The sequence below is a fragment of the Niallia sp. RD1 genome (assembly GCF_024219955.1).
In the GTDB taxonomy this organism is placed as follows: Bacteria; Bacillota; Bacilli; order Bacillales; family Cytobacillaceae; genus Niallia; species Niallia alba.
Window position 1 is genome coordinate 4,004,843 of record NZ_CP100420.1, and the last position, 17,057, is coordinate 4,021,899.

At 35.3% G+C, this 17,057-nt stretch carries 16 protein-coding genes; 13 read left to right on the forward strand and 3 right to left on the reverse strand.

From position 1 onward, the window contains the following. The first annotated feature begins 1 nt into the window (after nucleotide 1). The 8 genes from NKG37_RS19100 (at nucleotide 2) to NKG37_RS19135 (ending at nucleotide 8,344) form a co-directional block, all read left to right on the forward strand. A complete protein-coding gene (locus tag NKG37_RS19100; RefSeq protein ID WP_016203802.1) occupies nucleotides 2-481 on the forward strand; it encodes a (2Fe-2S)-binding protein in 480 nt (159 codons plus the stop codon). A 27-nt stretch (nucleotides 482-508) separates the two neighbouring features. Next, nucleotides 509-1,027, forward strand: a complete 519-nt coding sequence (gene uraD / locus NKG37_RS19105; protein ID WP_016203803.1) for a 2-oxo-4-hydroxy-4-carboxy-5-ureidoimidazoline decarboxylase — start codon at nucleotides 509-511, stop codon at nucleotides 1,025-1,027. Nucleotide 1,028: 1 nt separating this feature from the next. Further along, entirely contained in the window at nucleotides 1,029-1,370 is a 342-nt protein-coding gene (uraH, locus tag NKG37_RS19110; protein ID WP_016203804.1) for a hydroxyisourate hydrolase, read from the forward strand. Beyond that, a complete protein-coding gene (locus NKG37_RS19115) occupies nucleotides 1,371-2,714 on the forward strand; it encodes an allantoinase (protein ID WP_040343684.1) in 1,344 nt (447 codons plus the stop codon). Between the two features lie 415 nt (nucleotides 2,715-3,129). After that, nucleotides 3,130-4,311, forward strand: a complete 1,182-nt coding sequence (gene purT / locus NKG37_RS19120) for a formate-dependent phosphoribosylglycinamide formyltransferase (protein WP_254415115.1) — start codon at nucleotides 3,130-3,132, stop codon at nucleotides 4,309-4,311. A 59-nt stretch (nucleotides 4,312-4,370) separates the two neighbouring features. Beyond that, a complete protein-coding gene (locus NKG37_RS19125) occupies nucleotides 4,371-5,633 on the forward strand; it encodes an L-lactate MFS transporter (protein WP_016203807.1) in 1,263 nt (420 codons plus the stop codon). Between the two features lie 274 nt (nucleotides 5,634-5,907). Further along, the gene (locus NKG37_RS19130; protein WP_254415116.1) at nucleotides 5,908-7,224 is read left to right on the forward strand and encodes an ISLre2 family transposase; all 1,317 of its coding nucleotides are present in this window, start codon (nucleotides 5,908-5,910) and stop codon (nucleotides 7,222-7,224) included. 208 nt (nucleotides 7,225-7,432) lie between these two features. Continuing rightward, complete coding sequence (locus NKG37_RS19135) at nucleotides 7,433-8,344, forward strand: AEC family transporter (protein WP_169188589.1); 912 nt, start codon at nucleotides 7,433-7,435, stop codon at nucleotides 8,342-8,344. Between the two features lie 174 nt (nucleotides 8,345-8,518). Here NKG37_RS19135 and NKG37_RS19140 read toward each other — a convergent pair whose 3' ends face one another. Continuing rightward, nucleotides 8,519-9,649, reverse strand: coding sequence for a CAP domain-containing protein (locus NKG37_RS19140; RefSeq protein ID WP_016203809.1), 1,131 nt, complete (start codon nucleotides 9,647-9,649; stop codon nucleotides 8,519-8,521). A gap of 363 nt (nucleotides 9,650-10,012) precedes the next feature. Between NKG37_RS19140 and NKG37_RS26170 the strand changes: the two genes are divergently transcribed. The 3 genes from NKG37_RS26170 (at nucleotide 10,013) to NKG37_RS19150 (ending at nucleotide 11,826) form a co-directional block, all read left to right on the forward strand. Further along, a complete protein-coding gene (locus NKG37_RS26170; protein WP_263479814.1) occupies nucleotides 10,013-10,144 on the forward strand; it encodes a hypothetical protein in 132 nt (43 codons plus the stop codon). Between the two features lie 335 nt (nucleotides 10,145-10,479). After that, entirely contained in the window at nucleotides 10,480-11,553 is a 1,074-nt protein-coding gene (locus tag NKG37_RS19145; protein ID WP_101731169.1) for a branched-chain amino acid aminotransferase, read from the forward strand. A 33-nt stretch (nucleotides 11,554-11,586) separates the two neighbouring features. Then, the gene (locus NKG37_RS19150; protein ID WP_016203810.1) at nucleotides 11,587-11,826 is read left to right on the forward strand and encodes a hypothetical protein; all 240 of its coding nucleotides are present in this window, start codon (nucleotides 11,587-11,589) and stop codon (nucleotides 11,824-11,826) included. A gap of 269 nt (nucleotides 11,827-12,095) precedes the next feature. On the opposite strand, the gene NKG37_RS19155 is transcribed toward NKG37_RS19150, so the two are convergent. Further along, nucleotides 12,096-12,929 (reverse strand): Cof-type HAD-IIB family hydrolase, encoded by an 834-nt coding sequence (locus NKG37_RS19155; protein WP_016203811.1) that lies wholly within the window; start codon nucleotides 12,927-12,929, stop codon nucleotides 12,096-12,098. 300 nt (nucleotides 12,930-13,229) lie between these two features. On the opposite strand from NKG37_RS19155, the gene NKG37_RS19160 reads away from it, so the two are divergent. Both NKG37_RS19160 and pepF read left to right on the forward strand, forming a co-directional pair. Continuing rightward, nucleotides 13,230-13,430 (forward strand): IDEAL domain-containing protein, encoded by a 201-nt coding sequence (locus tag NKG37_RS19160; protein ID WP_169188590.1) that lies wholly within the window; start codon nucleotides 13,230-13,232, stop codon nucleotides 13,428-13,430. A gap of 565 nt (nucleotides 13,431-13,995) precedes the next feature. Next, the gene (gene pepF / locus NKG37_RS19165; protein WP_254415117.1) at nucleotides 13,996-15,786 is read left to right on the forward strand and encodes an oligoendopeptidase F; all 1,791 of its coding nucleotides are present in this window, start codon (nucleotides 13,996-13,998) and stop codon (nucleotides 15,784-15,786) included. Nucleotides 15,787-15,849: 63 nt separating this feature from the next. Here the strand turns inward: pepF and NKG37_RS19170 are convergent, their stop codons facing one another. Continuing rightward, on the reverse strand, nucleotides 15,850-16,752 hold the full coding sequence (locus tag NKG37_RS19170) for a glutamate biosynthesis transcriptional regulator GltC (RefSeq protein WP_254415118.1): 903 nt from the start codon (nucleotides 16,750-16,752) through the stop codon (nucleotides 15,850-15,852). Between the last annotated feature and the right edge of the window lie 305 nt (nucleotides 16,753-17,057).

Here is a 17,057-nt window from a genome sequence, read left to right on the forward strand (position 1 = left end):
GATGGATACAAATAAAATAACCGAAAAAACAACAAGCTTTAAAATCAATGGAAAACTAATAGAGTTAACACTCCCTCCAACTTTTCGTCTAGTCGATATTCTTCGTGATTGTTTAGCGCTAACAGGAACGAAAATAGCATGTGAAGTAGGCAGATGTGGAGCTTGTTCTGTTATTATGAACGGAAAATTAGTTAATTCCTGCTTAATAATGGCTTATCAGATAGAAGATGCGGAAATTTTCTCGATTGAAAGTTTAGCAGAAGATAGGCTACATCCTATTCAAGAGGCGTTTTTACAAGCTGGAGCCCTTCAATGTGGTTATTGCACCCCTGGGATGGTTATGGCGTTAAAAAGTTTGCTAGATGAGAAAGAGCAACCAACAAAGGAGGAAGTCCTTACAGCATTATCCGGAAATCTTTGTCGATGTACAGGATACGAAGGAATTCTGCGAGCAGTCGATTTATTAACACAAAAGAATTAATCAACCGATAGTGGAAGGAATGGAGATATGTATTCAATAGCAGCAATAAATAAAATGAATCGTCAAGAATTTATCGAAAAAATTGGTTGGGTGTTTGAACATAGTCCTTGGATTGCAAATAAAACTTGGGATTATCGCCCTTTTCCGAACTTAAATACGCTTCATCAATTAATGGTACAGGCAGTAACAGAGGCACCGATCGGTGATCAGTTGGAATTAATTCGAGCACATCCAGATTTAGGAGGGAAATTGAAGATGACCGATTCTTCTGTTAAAGAACAAATAGGAGCAGGACTTGATTCTCTTTCAGAAGAAGAATATAAAGAATTTGCTTCATTAAATAAATCCTATGCTAATAAATTCGGTTTTCCCTTTATCCTAGCTGTAAAGGGACATACAAAGGAAACGATTTACCAGTCGATGAAGAATAGGATTAACCATACAAAAGAAGAAGAATTTCAAACAGCATTAACGCAAATATTTGCGATAGCGAAATTCCGATTAGACGACATCGTCAAACTACAAACAGAAGAACGAGGAGCATAGGATGAAAACAGGAATTACAACCCATGTTTTGGATTTAACTCAAGGAAAACCAGGTGCTGGAATTAAAGTAGAGTTATGGGAAATAACAAATTCGACTAGAACATTTATAGCAAACGGACTAACAAATGAGGATGGCAGAGTAGAGACTGTATTATTAGAAAAAGTGGAAGATGGGGAATATGAATTAGTATTTTTGGTTAAAGAGTATTTTCAAAGAGCAGAAGGTAAAAATAATTTTTTAACTTCGATTCCGATTCGTTTCTATACAGACAAAACACAAGTGCATTATCACATTCCTTTATTATTATCTGGCTGGGGATATCAAACCTATCGAGGGAGTTGAATGAATTTGTGGGAATATGATTTAGTAATCAAAAATGGAATGATTGTTAATGAGGAAAAGCAAATAAAAGCTAATGTAGGGATAAAAGAAGGGAAAATAGTAGAAATTGATGCACATATTATGCCAAACCAAGGAAAACACAGCATAGATGCAGATGGACTATATTTATTTCCCGGTGTTATTGACACCCACGTGCATTTCAATGAACCTGGAAGAAGTGAATGGGAAGGCTTTAAGACGGGAAGTAAAAGTTTAGCAGCTGGTGGATCAACCTTATTCTTTGATATGCCATTAAACAGTCATCCTCCCACTACAACGAAGGAGGCATTTCTACAAAAAGATGCGCTTGCCAAAGAAAAATCACTTATTGATTATCGATTATGGGGTGGAGTGGTACCTGGTAATCTAGACGAACTAGAAAAACTTTACCAATGTGGGGTGATTGGCTTTAAAGCTTTTATGTCCAATAGCGGAATAGAAGATTTTCAATTCTCAGATGACCGGACTTTACTGCAATCTATGAAAAAAATCGCCGAACTACAAAGTATTTTAGCAGTACATGCTGAAAGTGATACAATCACCAGTTTTTTGAGTGAGGAGATTATTAGTCGAAGGGATCATTCTGCTTTAGCCTTTGCAAATGCGAGACCAATTTACTCTGAAATAGAAGCAGTTCAACGTATTATCGCTTATGCAGAAGTAACAAAATGTAAAGTACATATCGTTCATATAAGTAGCTCCAAGGTTTTGAAACCGATATTAGCAGCTAAAGCAAAAGGAGTAGATATAAGTGTGGAAACTTGTCCACACTATTTATCACTAACAGTAAATGACTTAGAGAAACTTGGTTCGGTTGCAAAATGTGCTCCACCATTACGAACTAAACAGGAAATAGATAACCTTTGGGCGGCGATTGGTAAGGGGGAAATAGATGTGATTGGTTCAGATCATTCCCCGTCACTGGTTTCTATGAAAGAAGGGACTCTATTAGAGGCGTGGGGAGGAATTTCAGGATGCCAAACGACTCTATCTGTTTTATTAGAAGAAGGCTATTGGAAAAGAGGTATACCGTTAGAAATGATTGCAAAAATCACAAGTGCTAATCCAGCAAAAAGATTTGGAATATTTCCTAATAAAGGTAGTTTTTCCATAGGGAGTGATGGTGATATAGCAATCGTTGATTTAAATGAACAGTTTACCTTACAAAAAGAAGATTTATATTATAAAAATAAGTTAAGTCCTTATATTGGAAAAACATTTCGTGGACGAGTAAAAGCAACGATAAGTCAAGGTCAAATCGTTTATTCAACTCTTAAGGGTAATAAGATATCTAGCCCAAAATAAAAAAATATCTTTAATGAAGTACTCCCTCGAAAGCTTTCTTTATCCCACTCTTAACGGACAGTAAGACTCCCACCTCAAAGTTTATGAGAATATGAGGGAGATCAACTGTCCGTAAAGGTCCGATTCGTTCAACTAACCATCAGTGGAAGAGGAAGGAAAACCCTACTGATGGAAGTTTCACTTTAGGTTACGCTTGAAAAGCATTGGAAATTTCTAATGCTTTTTTTGTGCTTACTCTAAATAAAAAAGTTGAATTATTAAAAGTAAGCGATTTTTCCGACGGAATAAAACCGAATTATTATAACGTTCAACCTCTTAATGTTCGGAAATTAAGAAAAAAATGCTTGAATAGACAATAATTTTACGTTATTATGCTGAATAAAGGAATAATTTATTATTTAGGGGGAGTGGCATCATGGTAGGAGCACCAAATACTTCACAAGCAAAAAAAATCATTGTTTTAGGTTCTGGAGAGTTAGGGAAGGAAGTTATCATTGAGGCACAGCGTTTAGGTGTCGAAACGATTGCTGTTGATCGATATGACCATGCGCCAGCGAGTCATGTTGCACATCGTTCTTACACAATAGATATGCTTGATGGTGACCAATTAAGAGCGGTTATCGAAAAGGAAAAGCCTGATTATATTGTTCCTGAAATTGAGGCGATTGCAACGAAGACACTACTAGATTTAGAAAAAGAGGGCTATACAGTAGTTCCAACTGCCCATGCTACATATTTAACGATGGACCGCGAAGGAATTAGAAGATTGGCAAGCGAGACATTGAACTTGCCTACAGCAAAGTATGCCTTTGCAAATAGCATAGAAGAACTGGAAGAAGCAGTACATACTATTGGATTTCCTTGTGTCATTAAGCCGGTTATGAGTTCATCTGGTAAAGGGCAAAGTATTTGCCGAAGTGTGGATGAAATCGAAGCATCATGGCAGGAAGCAGTCAATGGCGGAAGAGGGAAAAAAACACGAGTAATTATAGAAGAGTTTATTGTATTTGAATCAGAAATAACCCTTTTGACAATCCGTTCGGTTAATGGCACAACTTACTGTCCTCCCATTGGACATATACAAAAAGATGGGGATTATATTGAATCTTGGCAACCTCATTTTATGTCAGATGAACAACTGGCTGAGGCAGAAGAGATTGCTAAGAAAATAACGGATAGCTTAGGTGGATATGGACTATTTGGTGTGGAATTATTTTTAACAGCGAACGGTGTCTATTTTAGTGAAGTTTCCCCTAGACCTCACGATACAGGGATGGTAACAATGATAACACAAGATCTTTCCGAATTTGCTTTACATGTAAGAGCGATTCTCGGTTACCCTGTTACAGGTGTGAAATTGCATGCTCCTGGTGCGAGTAAGACATTAAAAGCAATAAAAGAAAGTGAAACATACTCCATAACTGGAATAAAAGAAGCTTTATCTGTTGAAAACACACAAGTCCGTGTATTCGGTAAACCAAAGACGACAAAGGGAAGAAGAATGGCAGTAGTATTGCATACAAATGAAACCGTTGAATTAGCATTAGATGGTGTCCGAAAAGCAGCGGAATTACTAGCTATTGATTATAAGCTATAACTCTATTAACTAATTAATTATTAATGATCGGCAAATAACATATTAGGGGTATAACAAAAATGAAAACAAAAAATCGTTGGCTAATCGCTTTATCTGCAGTTGGTATTCATATTTCAATTGGATCTGTATATGCATGGAGTGTGTTTACAAAACCGCTTGAATCTCAATACAACTGGAGCTTAACTAGTATTTCTTGGACGTTTAGTATCGCTATTTTATTTTTAGGTTTATCAGCAGCATTTCTCGGTCATTTTGTTGAAAAATATGGTCCTCGTGCTTCAGGTAGGCTTTCTGCTGTTTTGTTTGGATTAGGAATGGTAGGTGCTGGATTTGCCACCAGTATTGAATCTTTACCTCTACTTTATATCACTTATGGTATGTTTGGCGGAATCGGATTAGGAGTTGGCTATATTACACCTGTATCAACGCTGGTTAAGTGGTTTCCCGATCGTAGAGGATTAGCAACAGGGCTAGCAATTATGGGATTCGGATTTGCTTCTATGATAAGCAGCCCTGTTATGAATCATTTGATTAATACAGTAGGTATATCGAATACTTTCTATATTCTAGGTGCAATCTATTTTGTAATCATTTTATGTTCTGCACAATATTTAGAGGCACCACCTAAAGGGTACATGCCAATTGGATTTAAACAATCGATGGAAACTGGTCAAATCAAGGTAAAAGAAGATTTATCCCAATTAACTGCAAATGAAGCGGTAAAAACAAAAAGATTTTGGGCATTATGGATTATGTTGTTTATCAATATCACTTGTGGAATTGCCATCCTTGCAGTCGCTTCTCCAATGGGGCAGGAATTAGCAGGATTATCCGTAGCTGGTGCTGCGACACTAGTAGGGATTATGGGTGTATTTAACGGGTTTGGTAGAATTGCATGGGCAACCATTTCTGATTATATTGGCAGACCAAATGTCTATACCTTGTTTTTCGCAATCCAAGTAGTAGCATTCTTTGCTCTGCCGCATTTACATCATTATATCGCTTTTTCTATCATCGTATTTATTATTATGTCCTGCTATGGTGGAGGATTTGCATCAATTCCTGCCTATATTGGTGATTTATTTGGAACAAAGCAGTTAGGTGCTATTCATGGCTATATTCTTACTGCTTGGTCAGCAGCAGGTGTTGCAGGACCTAGCATTGTGTCATGGATTCGGGATACTACAGGAAGCTATCAAGGAACATTACTGGTATTTTCGTGTCTTTTTATTGTATCACTAGCTGTTTCTTTGTTAATTCGTTTAGATATTCGTAGATTAAAAGAACTAAATAAAACAGTAACAGAAAGCAGTAGTTTTTAAAATGACGTTTTAACTAGAACTTGATACGATGGATAAGAAATTTTCTTATCTCGTATCAAGTTTTTTTCCGGTATGAGTAAAATGTTTGTGGGAGAATAAATATCCTTTTTGTCTAGTTGGGGGACGAGTCCCCCAACTAGACAAAAAGGCCACCAAGCGAAAGCGCGGTAGCTGGAAAAAATTAAGCATTAAAAAAGAGAGCATCCTTTTGTAAAGTAGAATTTGGCGAAAAATACGAAAAGGAGAGGCTCTCATGAATCAATGTAACATAAAAATGCCATCATTAAAAGAATTGGAAAAAACTTTATTTCGAACACTACAAATGACGTTTCAAGAAATCCTTATTCAAACATTAGAAAATTGGGATCTAGAGATTGCTCAGCAACGAGACAAAAGAAGATTTGCTTTACGTGATAAACGAGAAATACGATTAGATACAGCGTTTGGAGCTGTGGAGCTGAAGCGTAATTATTATTTTGATCGTGTGACTAAAAAATATATTTGTCTATTAGATCACTATTTACAGTTTCAGGGGAATAAGGGATTTAGTCCGCTACTAGAAGAATGGGGGCTAGAACTAGCGACGAATGGCTCCTCCTATCGAAAGGCGGTGGAAACGTTCGAACAATTTTTAGGCTATTCGGCGATGAGCCACGAAGCATTACGGCAACATCTTCTTCAAACAAGCGTACTTCCCGCTAAGGAAAAACGCCCTTTTCAAAAGGTATTGTTTGTCGAAGTAGATGGATTATATGTGAAGAGTCAAGAAAAGAAAAAGCGTGGATGGGAGTTGAAATTCGCCGCTGTACACGAGGGATGGAAAGAAAACGGAAAGCGAATCAGGCTCCGAAATAAAAGGCATTTTCTTTATGAAGGAAAAGAACCCTTTTGGGAAGCCTTTGAAACGTTCTTACAGAATCATTATGCGTATGATCCTACCCAAACCTTGCTTATTATTAATGGTGATGGAGCAGGCTGGATAACGGCATGTCGGGAGTATTTTCGGGAACGCGCCTTTTTCACCATGGATCGTTTTCATGTCGCTCGTTCGATGAAGCAACTAATGAAGAGCCATCCTCGATACCGCTACATGAAAAGAGCGTTAAGAAACTACCAGGTAGAAACATTACTTCTAGAGTTGAATAGCGCAGTAGGAACAATGGATACACCAGAAAAAGAAGAAAAACTAGAGCATTTCCTTGCCTTTTTAACGCATCATCAGGAAACCATAAAAGATTACCGTAGTTGGTTACAGGAAAAAGGTGTGGACACGACAGCGTATCGTCCAATGGGAAGTGCAGAGGCGATGATGAATCAATTAGCCAAACGATTAAAGAATGGAAGAGCATGGAGCAAAAAAGGGGTCATGAGCATGGCGCGCTTGTGGATTGGATTGAAGGATGACCTATCCATCCAAACGATATATGGGAAATGGGAAAAAGCCACGGAAAAATCAAAGAAAGAGCATCGAGCGAAAAGAAAAATACCCACAAAATTAGTAACAGAAACCGTGCGTCAGAACATGCCATACTTAAATCAAGCGATTGGAAAACCCGTTCACTTTGCCTTACAGGGATTAAAAGGTTTTTAAAAAATGAGAGAATCAACAGTTGGAAGAACAAAACCAATTGGAAAGCGGATACAAACTTAGAGGTTTTACTTTATAAAAAAGGGAGCTAAAAAAACTCCCACAAAAACTTGACTCAATCTTTTTTCCGTCTAAGCCTTTGCAAGCATTCTGATTAGTAGTATAGTAGTTTCATTGGAAATTTGTTGCATAGTTAGGGGAATTTAGAGAAATGGAAAATTTCAATACCCAATTTTTTTATTCAGTGATTATCATTGCAATTGGTTATTTCTTTAAACAGAGAAATATTATTAAAGAAAAGGATGGGGAAGGGTTAGCACGAATAATCTTTAATATCACTCTACCGTGCTTGATTATCTCTACCTTACATAACGTGATTATTGAAAAGTCATTGCTTATATTAGTATTTTTAGGGTTATTTTATGGAGTTCTTATTTCGATTATTGGCCTTTTTTTATTTCGAAAGGAAGCAAACAAGGAAAAAGGGATGCTAGGCATGCTTATTCCAGGATTTAATATTGGTATCTTTGCCTATCCTTTAGTTCAAGGGATTTGGGGTGCTGAAGGGATTAAATATTTTGGCATGTTTGATATTGGAAATGCACTCGTTACCTTTGGGATTAGCTATTTAATTGGTAGCTATTATTCACAAGAAGGGACAGTAATGACAACGAAGCAGGTAGTAGGAAAATTAGGAAAGTCCATTCCGTTAATGACCTATGTTTTTATTTTCTTCATTAATATAACTGGTATTCATATGCCACATCAGGTGATTGAAGTAACGTCCACTATTTCAAAGGCAAATATGCCACTATCTTTATTGCTACTTGGTATTTATTTGAATTTTTCTTTTGAAAAGAAGCATTGGAAGGGGATTGGAAGAGTACTTGGGATTCGATATGGTACTGGCTTATTTTTAGGGATACTTGCTTATCTTTTATGGCCAGCAGAAGATATGTTTCGTTATACGATCTTGATTGGTTTAATTTTACCGATGGCATCAAGTGTTCTTCCATATAGTGTGGAGTTTAAATATAATCAACATTTTGTCGGAACTGCTGCCAATTTATCGATTGTGATTAGTTTTTTCTTAATTTGGATGATTGGTAATTTAATTGTGTAAAGTGCATTTTCAAATAAGGATGAATTCACTCGGGATGCTCACTTTTCGATGAGCGAGATGGAACATTTTATTCTACATTAGCCTCGCACATTCTGTTTGAATTAACCGTTTATTTTTAAATATTAAATGAAAGAATAGAAGAAAAACCAACCAAGTCGAATAGACCGGTTGGTTTTATTTTGTAAGAAAGTTTTCTGTATAGTATGGTTGAGCATTGTTATTGAAGGCGACTCCTATGCCTAGGAAGGCAAAATCTTTTTGGAGAATATTTTCCCGATGACCCATGGAGTTCATTAAGCCTTCATGGGCAAATATACTGCTATTCTGTCCGTAGGCTAAATTTTCTCCTGCCATGCTATATCGAATGCCATCGTTCAGCATCCGGTCAAACGGAGACTCACCTTCTAAATTAGTATGACTAAAATAATTATTTTCCGCCATATCTAAACTATGCTTGCGGGCTGTTTCTTTGACTGCTTCATCCCATGATAAAGGCTTTAAATGGTTATTAACTCGACTCGCATTTGTCAAATCAAATAATTGGTATTCAAATCCTTCTTTCAGTTCCTCACTGCCATCCACATAAAAATCCTTCCGATTTTCTTCTATAGAAGAACTTACGATTTGAAGGGCAGTTACTGTGTTATTCTCATGTTTATCAAAAAATACTGTAACATAGGAACCATCAAGCGAGAACATCTCATAATCTCTGTCATTCGTCATTTTGTAAGAAACAAGCCCTTTTCTTAATTCTGTTAGCGGTTCTCCTAATGTTTCTAACACTTTTGCTTTTTCTGTTCCCTTTTTAATGCCGTTAGTAGAAGCGATTAAATCTTGATTTGTATATAAGGCAGCTACTTGATTATTTTCGTCATAGCCTATCATAACAAAATTTTGATAATTATGATGATACGTAAACCAGGAGATTCCATATTCATTAGTAGTTACTCGTTGGGGGCTACCAAGCGTTTTTTCAACTGCCTGTTTATTATCCCCAAGAGAAATATTATAGATCGAAAAAGGATGATCCTTTGGTGTGACTAACTCTGGTTTTGCTATTTCTTCAGCATTTTCTTCTACATTCCAGTCAGGAAGAATATCTTGAGCGTCATTAAAGAGCGATTTTAAATTACCTAATTCCTTTGTAACTGATTGAATAAAGGAAGTAATTGAATTTTGATTGATACTATTTTCTAACGTAGGAGATTGTTCAGTTACTGCATTATTTTTGCTCTCTTTAAAATAAAAATTATAAGCTCCGTATATGATCAGAATGGTAATAACCCATTTTAATAGTTTTGTCATTTTAAAACCTCCCGTTGTCTACCCATTATAACCAAATAAAATACGAATAAATCAAGCAAATAAGGTTATTAATATAGATAGACCAAAAGTAACGAATATCGCTGTATTTTAACTACTTTCCCTTTATACCTATAATATAAAACAGCATCAATATTAATAAGTTATAATTATATCATGTTCTGGCAATATCTCCTTCTAATTATGTTTTTCATTGTTTTGTACCGAACATGTAATCAATTTGTAAAGCATCTTTATTATATGTAAACGTTAATACTGCTATAATATACATAACCGTTTCCATCATGGAAAATGCTATTTAACATAAACTCTAGACAGAATTAAACGGTTTTAAAGGAGGCTATCATGCATTTAATTAGAACCGACATCGACGAAATTTTAACAAATACAACCGATTTAGAGCAAGATATATCCACTTGGAATTTAATCGACATAGAGATTGATGAACTATTAGAAGAAACAAAGCATTGGAATTAGTATAGGCAACCAAATGTACATTCGTGTAGATTATGGTTGTTTTTTTGTGTTATCCCACTCTTAATGGGCAGTAATCCGCTAAGCTTAAGCTGCGGAAAATCTAGAAAGCTACGTGAGGGATAACTGCCTGGAAAGGTCCGATAAGTGCAACTAACCGTCTGTAGGGGATGAAGAAAAACACCGATTGATAGAAGTTATCTTTATTTTGCCGATAGAAACAGATGATATCGATGTTTCTCAAAAATATTTTATAACTTTTTACTAAAACTGCTTTCTCTATCAGAACTTTGCGTTATAATAAATAGAAATAATGTTTAAGATAAGGAGAATGGAACGTGACAGAACAAACAATCACTGTAACATTAGCAAAAGAAAAGAAACCAAAACCGGATCCTTCTACATTAGTATTTGGTAAAGTGTTCACTGACCATATGTTTATGATGGATTATTCAGTCGATAAAGGATGGCATGATGCACAAATTCTTCCTTACCAACCAATTACTTTAGATCCTGCTTCTGTTATTTTCCACTATGGCCAAGCAGTTTTTGAAGGATTAAAAGCTTATTTAACAAAAGAAGGAAAAGTCCTTTTATTTAGACCAGAAAAGAATATGGAGCGTTTAAATAAATCAAATGACAGACTTTGTATTCCAGAAATAGATGAAGAGTTTGCATTAAATGCATTAAAACAATTAATTAATATCGACAAAGAATGGATTCCAAATGGGGAAGGAACTTCTTTATACATAAGACCATTTATTATTTCCACTCAACCATTTTTAGGAGTGGCAGCATCTATTAGCTACAAATTTATGATCATTTTATCTCCTGTAGGTTCGTATTATAAAGAAGGTGTTAAGCCTGTAAAAATCTTTGTAGAAAATGAATATGTACGCGCTGTTGCTGGTGGTACTGGTTCAGCAAAAACGGCTGGTAACTATGCCGCAAGCTTAAAAGCACAGCAAATTGCGACAGAAAAAGGCTACTCTCAAGTTCTTTGGTTAGATGGCGTGGAAAAGAAATATATTGAAGAAGTAGGGGCAATGAACGTATTCTTCAAAATTAATGGAGAAGTAGTAACCCCACAATTAAATGGCAGTATTTTAGAAGGTGTAACAAGAAGCAGTATTATGGAGTTGCTACAATATTGGAATATTCCTGTAACGGAAAGAAAAGTTACGATTGCAGAAATATTCGAAGCTCATAAAAAAGGTGAATTAGAAGAAGCATTTGGTACTGGTACAGCAGCCGTTATTTCTCCAATAGGTGAATTTTTCTGGAATGAAGAAAAAATTGTTCTTAATAACGGAGAAACAGGCGAATTAGCAACAAAATTATATGATACGATCACTAACATCCAAAATGGAAGACAAGAAGATCCATTTGGATGGACCGTTGAAGTGAAATAATTCCTTTTCCAAGGAAAATAAAGGAGCATCTTAATGGCGAATAAAAGCCACACGCTAAATTTTGGATGGAATTTAATAGCACATAAAGACTATAAACTTTTCTCTAACCAAAACGAATATGTATTAATGGATTGGGATGGGGACGTTGTCTTATGTGTTTCTGTTCAAGACCATGAGATAGAGGTTCTTCGCAGTAATTGGAATCTTCACTTTAAAATAAATTTGGCTTTTAAAACGATTAAAGTCTTTAATGATCCTGATGAGGAAGAATAAAAACCCTTTTTCATATTGCACGATAATAATTAGATAATCTATATAAGAAAAGTGCTGGACATAGTATTTTTAACCAAATAACCCCGAACGATTATACGTACATGCAAAGAAAGATTCGTATAACTGTTTGGGGTTTATTCATTTTAAGAAAAAAGGTTTGGGCTGATCACCCGCAGACTGAATACACTTCGCTTTCCATGGTGCGAGCGCCAAGCCACTTCGGCTTCGTCTGTACGCATTATATATTTTGTTATGTCCCAGCTTCTTTCTTAGTTTAATTGCTTAGCAGCAGCTAAAGGCTCTAAAATAAATGTATTGATAACTTTAGCAACTCCATCGTTATTATTCGTATCTGTGACAAAATTTGCAAGTTCCTTCACATCATCTGGCGCATTACCCATTGCTACGCCGAGACCTGCAAATTCAATCATTGCAACATCATTATAGCTATCCCCGATGGCAATAACTTCTTCTCTAGTAATGCCAAGCTTTTCGATAAGAAACGCTAGACTTGTCCCTTTTGTAACTCCTAATTCAGTAAACTCAAGGAAGAATGGCTTGGAGCGCATCACACTTAAATGTTCTGCTAACTCTGCTTGTAATTTAGCTTCTACTACTTTTAAGTGATCCTCTTCTTTTACCATCAATACCTTTACAACAGGAGAAGAAACAGTTTCCTTGAAATCTGCGACTGTTTTTATAGGTAATCCTGTTATTTGTGCTTCGATTTCCGTGAATGGATTATTTTGTTGTGTAATGATTTCATCTTCCATATACGTATGAATCCATACATTTTCTCTTTCGCTTAAATCAAAAAGCTGATGAACGGTTTTTGGAGCAAGTGTGCTGCTAAACAGTTCTTCACCCGTTTTACAATTTATTATCTTCGCTCCATTGAATGAAAGAATAAAACTACCATATTCCGCAAGCTTTAGCTCTTTTGCAGCTTCCTGCATGGCATATGTTGGTCTTCCCGATGCAAGAACTACCTTTACACCATGTTCTTGGGCAAGCATAAGTGCTTTTTTTGTTGCTTCAGAAATTATATGTTCATCTGTTAATAATGTATCATCCATATCTAATACGATCATTTTATAGGCCATTTCTATTTTCCCCTTTCTTAATCTCTATCAAGAATACATGAAAATTTGGAAATAGCCAATATCAAAATAATAACGGAGTTTGCGACAGCAGGATTTCTTGCTGAATTCATAATTTCAATAAAGAAAATCACCAATGATGGGAAGATTTCTTTATTTTATGTTTATAATCCTTAATGATGGGAACTTGTTAAAGTAAGTAGCTTGTTATATTTTTTAAAAGGAATAAATTACCTCAAAAAAGTATTTGAATTATCAGAAAATTATTGCTATACTATAAAAAAGAACAAGGGGTTGATTCGAATGGAAAAGTATTTATTAAATGCACCAAAACAGTCTGTAGGAAATGTTGTTGATTCTTTATTTGCTGAAATGGTCTTAGAAAAAGCCCTTTACGATTTTCGAAAAGTAGAACTAAAAAGACAAATTGATGAAACATTGATCGCTGGTGACAGAGAATTATTTTATCGCTTAACGGAAGAGTTAAATCAATTAACTACTTAATAACCATAGTAAAATTATAATAATAATCATAACCGCTATCCTAAAAGGTTAGACCTTACTATATTTCATCTAAGAAATTTAGTGAGGTCTTTACCTGTGAAAAAGGATAGCTTTTTATTTGGAATTGATAATAAGTTGTATAATATAGAAACTGCCGATAAACATAAGTTTATCGGCAGTTTCTGGGATACTTAAATGTATCCTACGTATTGAGGCAATAAACTACGCTCCACATAGCGTAATAACGTTCATTGACTTATTCAATATAGCTCATCGCTTGATTAATATAACATAGTTACTTGAAGTTTAGCAAGCTTTTTCTTTGAAGTTAACATGATAATATCGCAGGGGAAGTCTCTATATCACGACTCTTTATATATATAATTTCTTTATAAAAATTGTTAACAAGAAAATGCCAAAATGCGGATAGAAACGTTTCTACTTTACACGAAAGGATAATTCTATGTATGATTACTGCATATACTTAAAGTCTAATCTATTTAGTCTAAGATTACAGGCAGCAAACTAGACAAAAACAGTCAATAGAAAAACTGGGAGGAAGTTTATGCAACTATTTAAAACAAGGGAAGAAGTCGCAATTTTTGAAAAGTGGAATTTAGGCGATATATATGAATCAGAAGAAGAGTGGGAAAAGGATTTAGAAGCGGTAAAGGAAAAAATTGATGGGCTTAAAGCATTCAATGGAAAAATTACCAATGGAGCTAACTTATTAACTTACCTATCTTTATCGGAGGAAGTTAGTTTTATTTATCGAAAAGTTTACGCATACGGAATGCTGCTGTTAGATTTAGACACGCGTAATACCCATGCACAAAGCCTTATTGAAAAAACACGTTATGTCGGCCAAAAATATAGCAGTGCCACATCCTTTTTTATGCCCTATTTATTATCGTTAGATGAAAAAGAACTAAAAGCATACATAAAAGAAGAAGAGGGATTAGCTTATTTCGAAAAGGATTTATTGGAATCCTTTCGCTATAAAAAACATGTTTTAAGCAAGGAAAAAGAAGAAATCTTATCAGAACTCGGGGAATCATTAGCTGTACCTAGCAATGTTTTCGGGATGATCAACAATGCGGATATAACCTTTGGAGAAGTAACAAATGACAATGGAGAAAAGGTTGAATTAACAAGGGGAATGTATGCGAAACGAATCGAAAATGAAGATAGAGAAGTAAGAAAAGAAGCTTATCTAGCGTATTATAAGCCCTATATTGGTCTAAAAAATACGATAGCTGCTACTTTTAGTGCAGCAATAAAAAATAATGTAAAAACGGCAAAGCTAAGAAATTATCCTTCAGCCTTGGAAAAAAGCTTATTCGGTGATCAAGTTCCTGTTGAAGTGTACAATAATTTAATTCGTACAACTAGAAAAAACTTACCTTATTTGGATGACTATATGAATTTTCGTAAAGAGCGACTGCAGATTGAAGAGCTCCATGCCTATGATTTAAGTGTGCCACTAGTTGGAGAAGCAGCAAAAGAAGAAATCAGCTACGATAAAGCGTTCCAAATAATGCTTGATGCCTTACAGCCGTTAGGGGAAGACTATATTTCTGTATTAAAAAGCTTTAAAGAGAAGCGTTACTTAGATGTGCGGGAAACACCAGGAAAACGATCAGGTGCATATAATTTAGGTTTATACGGTGTGCACCCATATATTCTTCTTAACCATCGAGACGATTTAGATAGTCTATTTACTTTAGCTCATGAATGTGGGCATGGTATGCATTCTTATTTTAGTAGCAAGCATCAGCCGCAAATAAGTGCAGGATATAGCATTTTTGTAGCAGAAGTGGCTTCTACGGTTAATGAAGTTTTGCTAATTAGGCATTTATTAAAAATAGAAAAAGATCCAGATAAAAGAGAGCATTTACTACATCATTTTATCGATAGCTTTAAAGGAACATTTTTTACTCAAGTAATGTTTAGTGAATTCGAAAAAACTGTCCATGAGCAAGCTGAGAATGGATTGCCGCTTTCCTTGGATTTTTTCAATACAACCTATGAGGAATTATTTAAAGCATACAATGGGAGTGATTTAGTAGTAGATGAGCAAGTGAAGTATGGCTGGTCGAGGACCCCTCATTTTTATCGACCATTTTATGTATATAAGTATGCGACCGGATTTGCTTCTGCTATTAATATTGCAGACAAACTTTTAGAAGGAAAGAAAGAGGACGTAGAAAACTATTTAAACTTTTTAAAAAGTGGAAGTTCTGATTACCCTCTTGAACTGCTTAAGAAAACAGGCGTCGATTTGACTACACCAGAACCAATTGATCATGCACTTACTATTTTCCATTCTTTAGTGAAGGAAGTTTTAGGAAAATAAAAAACGGGTGAAAAGAAGGGTCAAAATTTTTTTTAAAAGATTTGACCCTTCTTGTTGCTTTTATTACTGGTATTTTTCTAATATAGTAAAAAAGTCGATGATAAATCTGCGAAAGGTTTGAACAGATGGAGGAGATTCCCGATTGCTTGGGACGATAATACCAACCGTTCGGTTAATAATGGGGTCTTCAATTGGAATTTTCACTGTAAACTTTGGAACATTGTCATAGAAAGTACTTTCTGGTAAAAGTGTCACACCCATTCCTGCAGAAACTAATCCTTTTATCGCATCTAAATCCTCGCCTTCTGCATTTATATTTGGTAAAAACCCTTCTTGTTTACACGCATCAAAAGCGATTTTTTGCAATATATACCCTTCTGGAAATAAAACAAATTGATCATTACGCAAATCACGTAATCTAAGTGCTCTTCTTTCACTTAACACATGGTTACTTGGCAATAAGGCAAAGATTTTTTCTGTAAACAGAATGTTTCCCGTTAATAAAAAGTCGTCTGTTGGAACAGGACCTAAGAAGGCTAAATCTAAATCTCTGTTTTTTACTCCTTCGGTTAAAAAATGATAAGAGCCCTGCCTCAAGTGAAATTTTACATGCGGGTGTTTTTCTTTAAAGGCAGAAATAACGGTTGGCAGCAAATGACTAGCAAGACTAGTTGGAAAGCCTATTTTAATGGAACCTCTTTCGGGATCCAAATAGGCATTTACTTGTTCAATAGCTTGATCAACCGACTTAATGATGGAAAGAGAATGGGTTAAAAAAATTTTTCCAATCGAAGTTAATTTTACGTTTCTACCTTCTCGTTCGAATAATTGAACGCCTAATTCATCTTCTAAATTTGCAATTTGGCGACTAACAGCAGATTGAGCAACATGAAGATGTTCAGCAGCCTCTGAAACATGTTCCCTTTCCGCTACCTCAATAAAGTATTTTAATTGTCTAAGTTCCATTTTAACGACCTTCTTTTTTATTAATTATGATGGTTAGTTGCACTTATGGGATCTTTACGGGAGAGCTTCAACACTCATCGATTTTCCTTTGTTTGAGCGGGCTTACTCTCCATCAAGAGTAGGATAAAATTAAACTAAATCCTGCTGTGTTTAAATAGTCTCACCTAACAAACTTTCAAGGCATAAGTAAACACAAAAAAATACCTTAAGCCTTAGTTAGTGCCATTGTAGCAGAACTTGGTTCACTTAGTTGACTAGTTTGTATGGTTTTTGTCTCAGTGCCTGCACTTTTTATCATCTAATTT

Excerpts from the sequence above, each read along its gene's own strand:
- purT (WP_254415115.1), top strand. The coding sequence starts at position 3,130 with ATGGTAGGAGCACCAAATACTTCACAAGCAAAAAAAATCATTGTTTTA.
- NKG37_RS19170 (WP_254415118.1), bottom strand. The coding sequence starts at position 16,752 with ATGGAACTTAGACAATTAAAATACTTTATTGAGGTAGCGGAAAGGGAA.
- uraH (WP_016203804.1), top strand. The coding sequence starts at position 1,029 with ATGAAAACAGGAATTACAACCCATGTTTTGGATTTAACTCAAGGAAAA.
- pepF (WP_254415117.1), top strand. The coding sequence starts at position 13,996 with ATGCAACTATTTAAAACAAGGGAAGAAGTCGCAATTTTTGAAAAGTGG.
- NKG37_RS19130 (WP_254415116.1), top strand. The coding sequence starts at position 5,908 with ATGCCATCATTAAAAGAATTGGAAAAAACTTTATTTCGAACACTACAA.
- uraD (WP_016203803.1), top strand. The coding sequence starts at position 509 with ATGTATTCAATAGCAGCAATAAATAAAATGAATCGTCAAGAATTTATC.
- NKG37_RS26170 (WP_263479814.1), top strand. The coding sequence starts at position 10,013 with ATGCATTTAATTAGAACCGACATCGACGAAATTTTAACAAATACAACC.
- NKG37_RS19150 (WP_016203810.1), top strand. The coding sequence starts at position 11,587 with ATGGCGAATAAAAGCCACACGCTAAATTTTGGATGGAATTTAATAGCA.
- NKG37_RS19135 (WP_169188589.1), top strand. The coding sequence starts at position 7,433 with ATGGAAAATTTCAATACCCAATTTTTTTATTCAGTGATTATCATTGCA.
- NKG37_RS19155 (WP_016203811.1), bottom strand. The coding sequence starts at position 12,929 with ATGGCCTATAAAATGATCGTATTAGATATGGATGATACATTATTAACA.
- NKG37_RS19140 (WP_016203809.1), bottom strand. The coding sequence starts at position 9,649 with ATGACAAAACTATTAAAATGGGTTATTACCATTCTGATCATATACGGA.
- NKG37_RS19100 (WP_016203802.1), top strand. The coding sequence starts at position 2 with ATGGATACAAATAAAATAACCGAAAAAACAACAAGCTTTAAAATCAAT.
- NKG37_RS19125 (WP_016203807.1), top strand. The coding sequence starts at position 4,371 with ATGAAAACAAAAAATCGTTGGCTAATCGCTTTATCTGCAGTTGGTATT.
- NKG37_RS19160 (WP_169188590.1), top strand. The coding sequence starts at position 13,230 with ATGGAAAAGTATTTATTAAATGCACCAAAACAGTCTGTAGGAAATGTT.
- NKG37_RS19115 (WP_040343684.1), top strand. The coding sequence starts at position 1,371 with ATGAATTTGTGGGAATATGATTTAGTAATCAAAAATGGAATGATTGTT.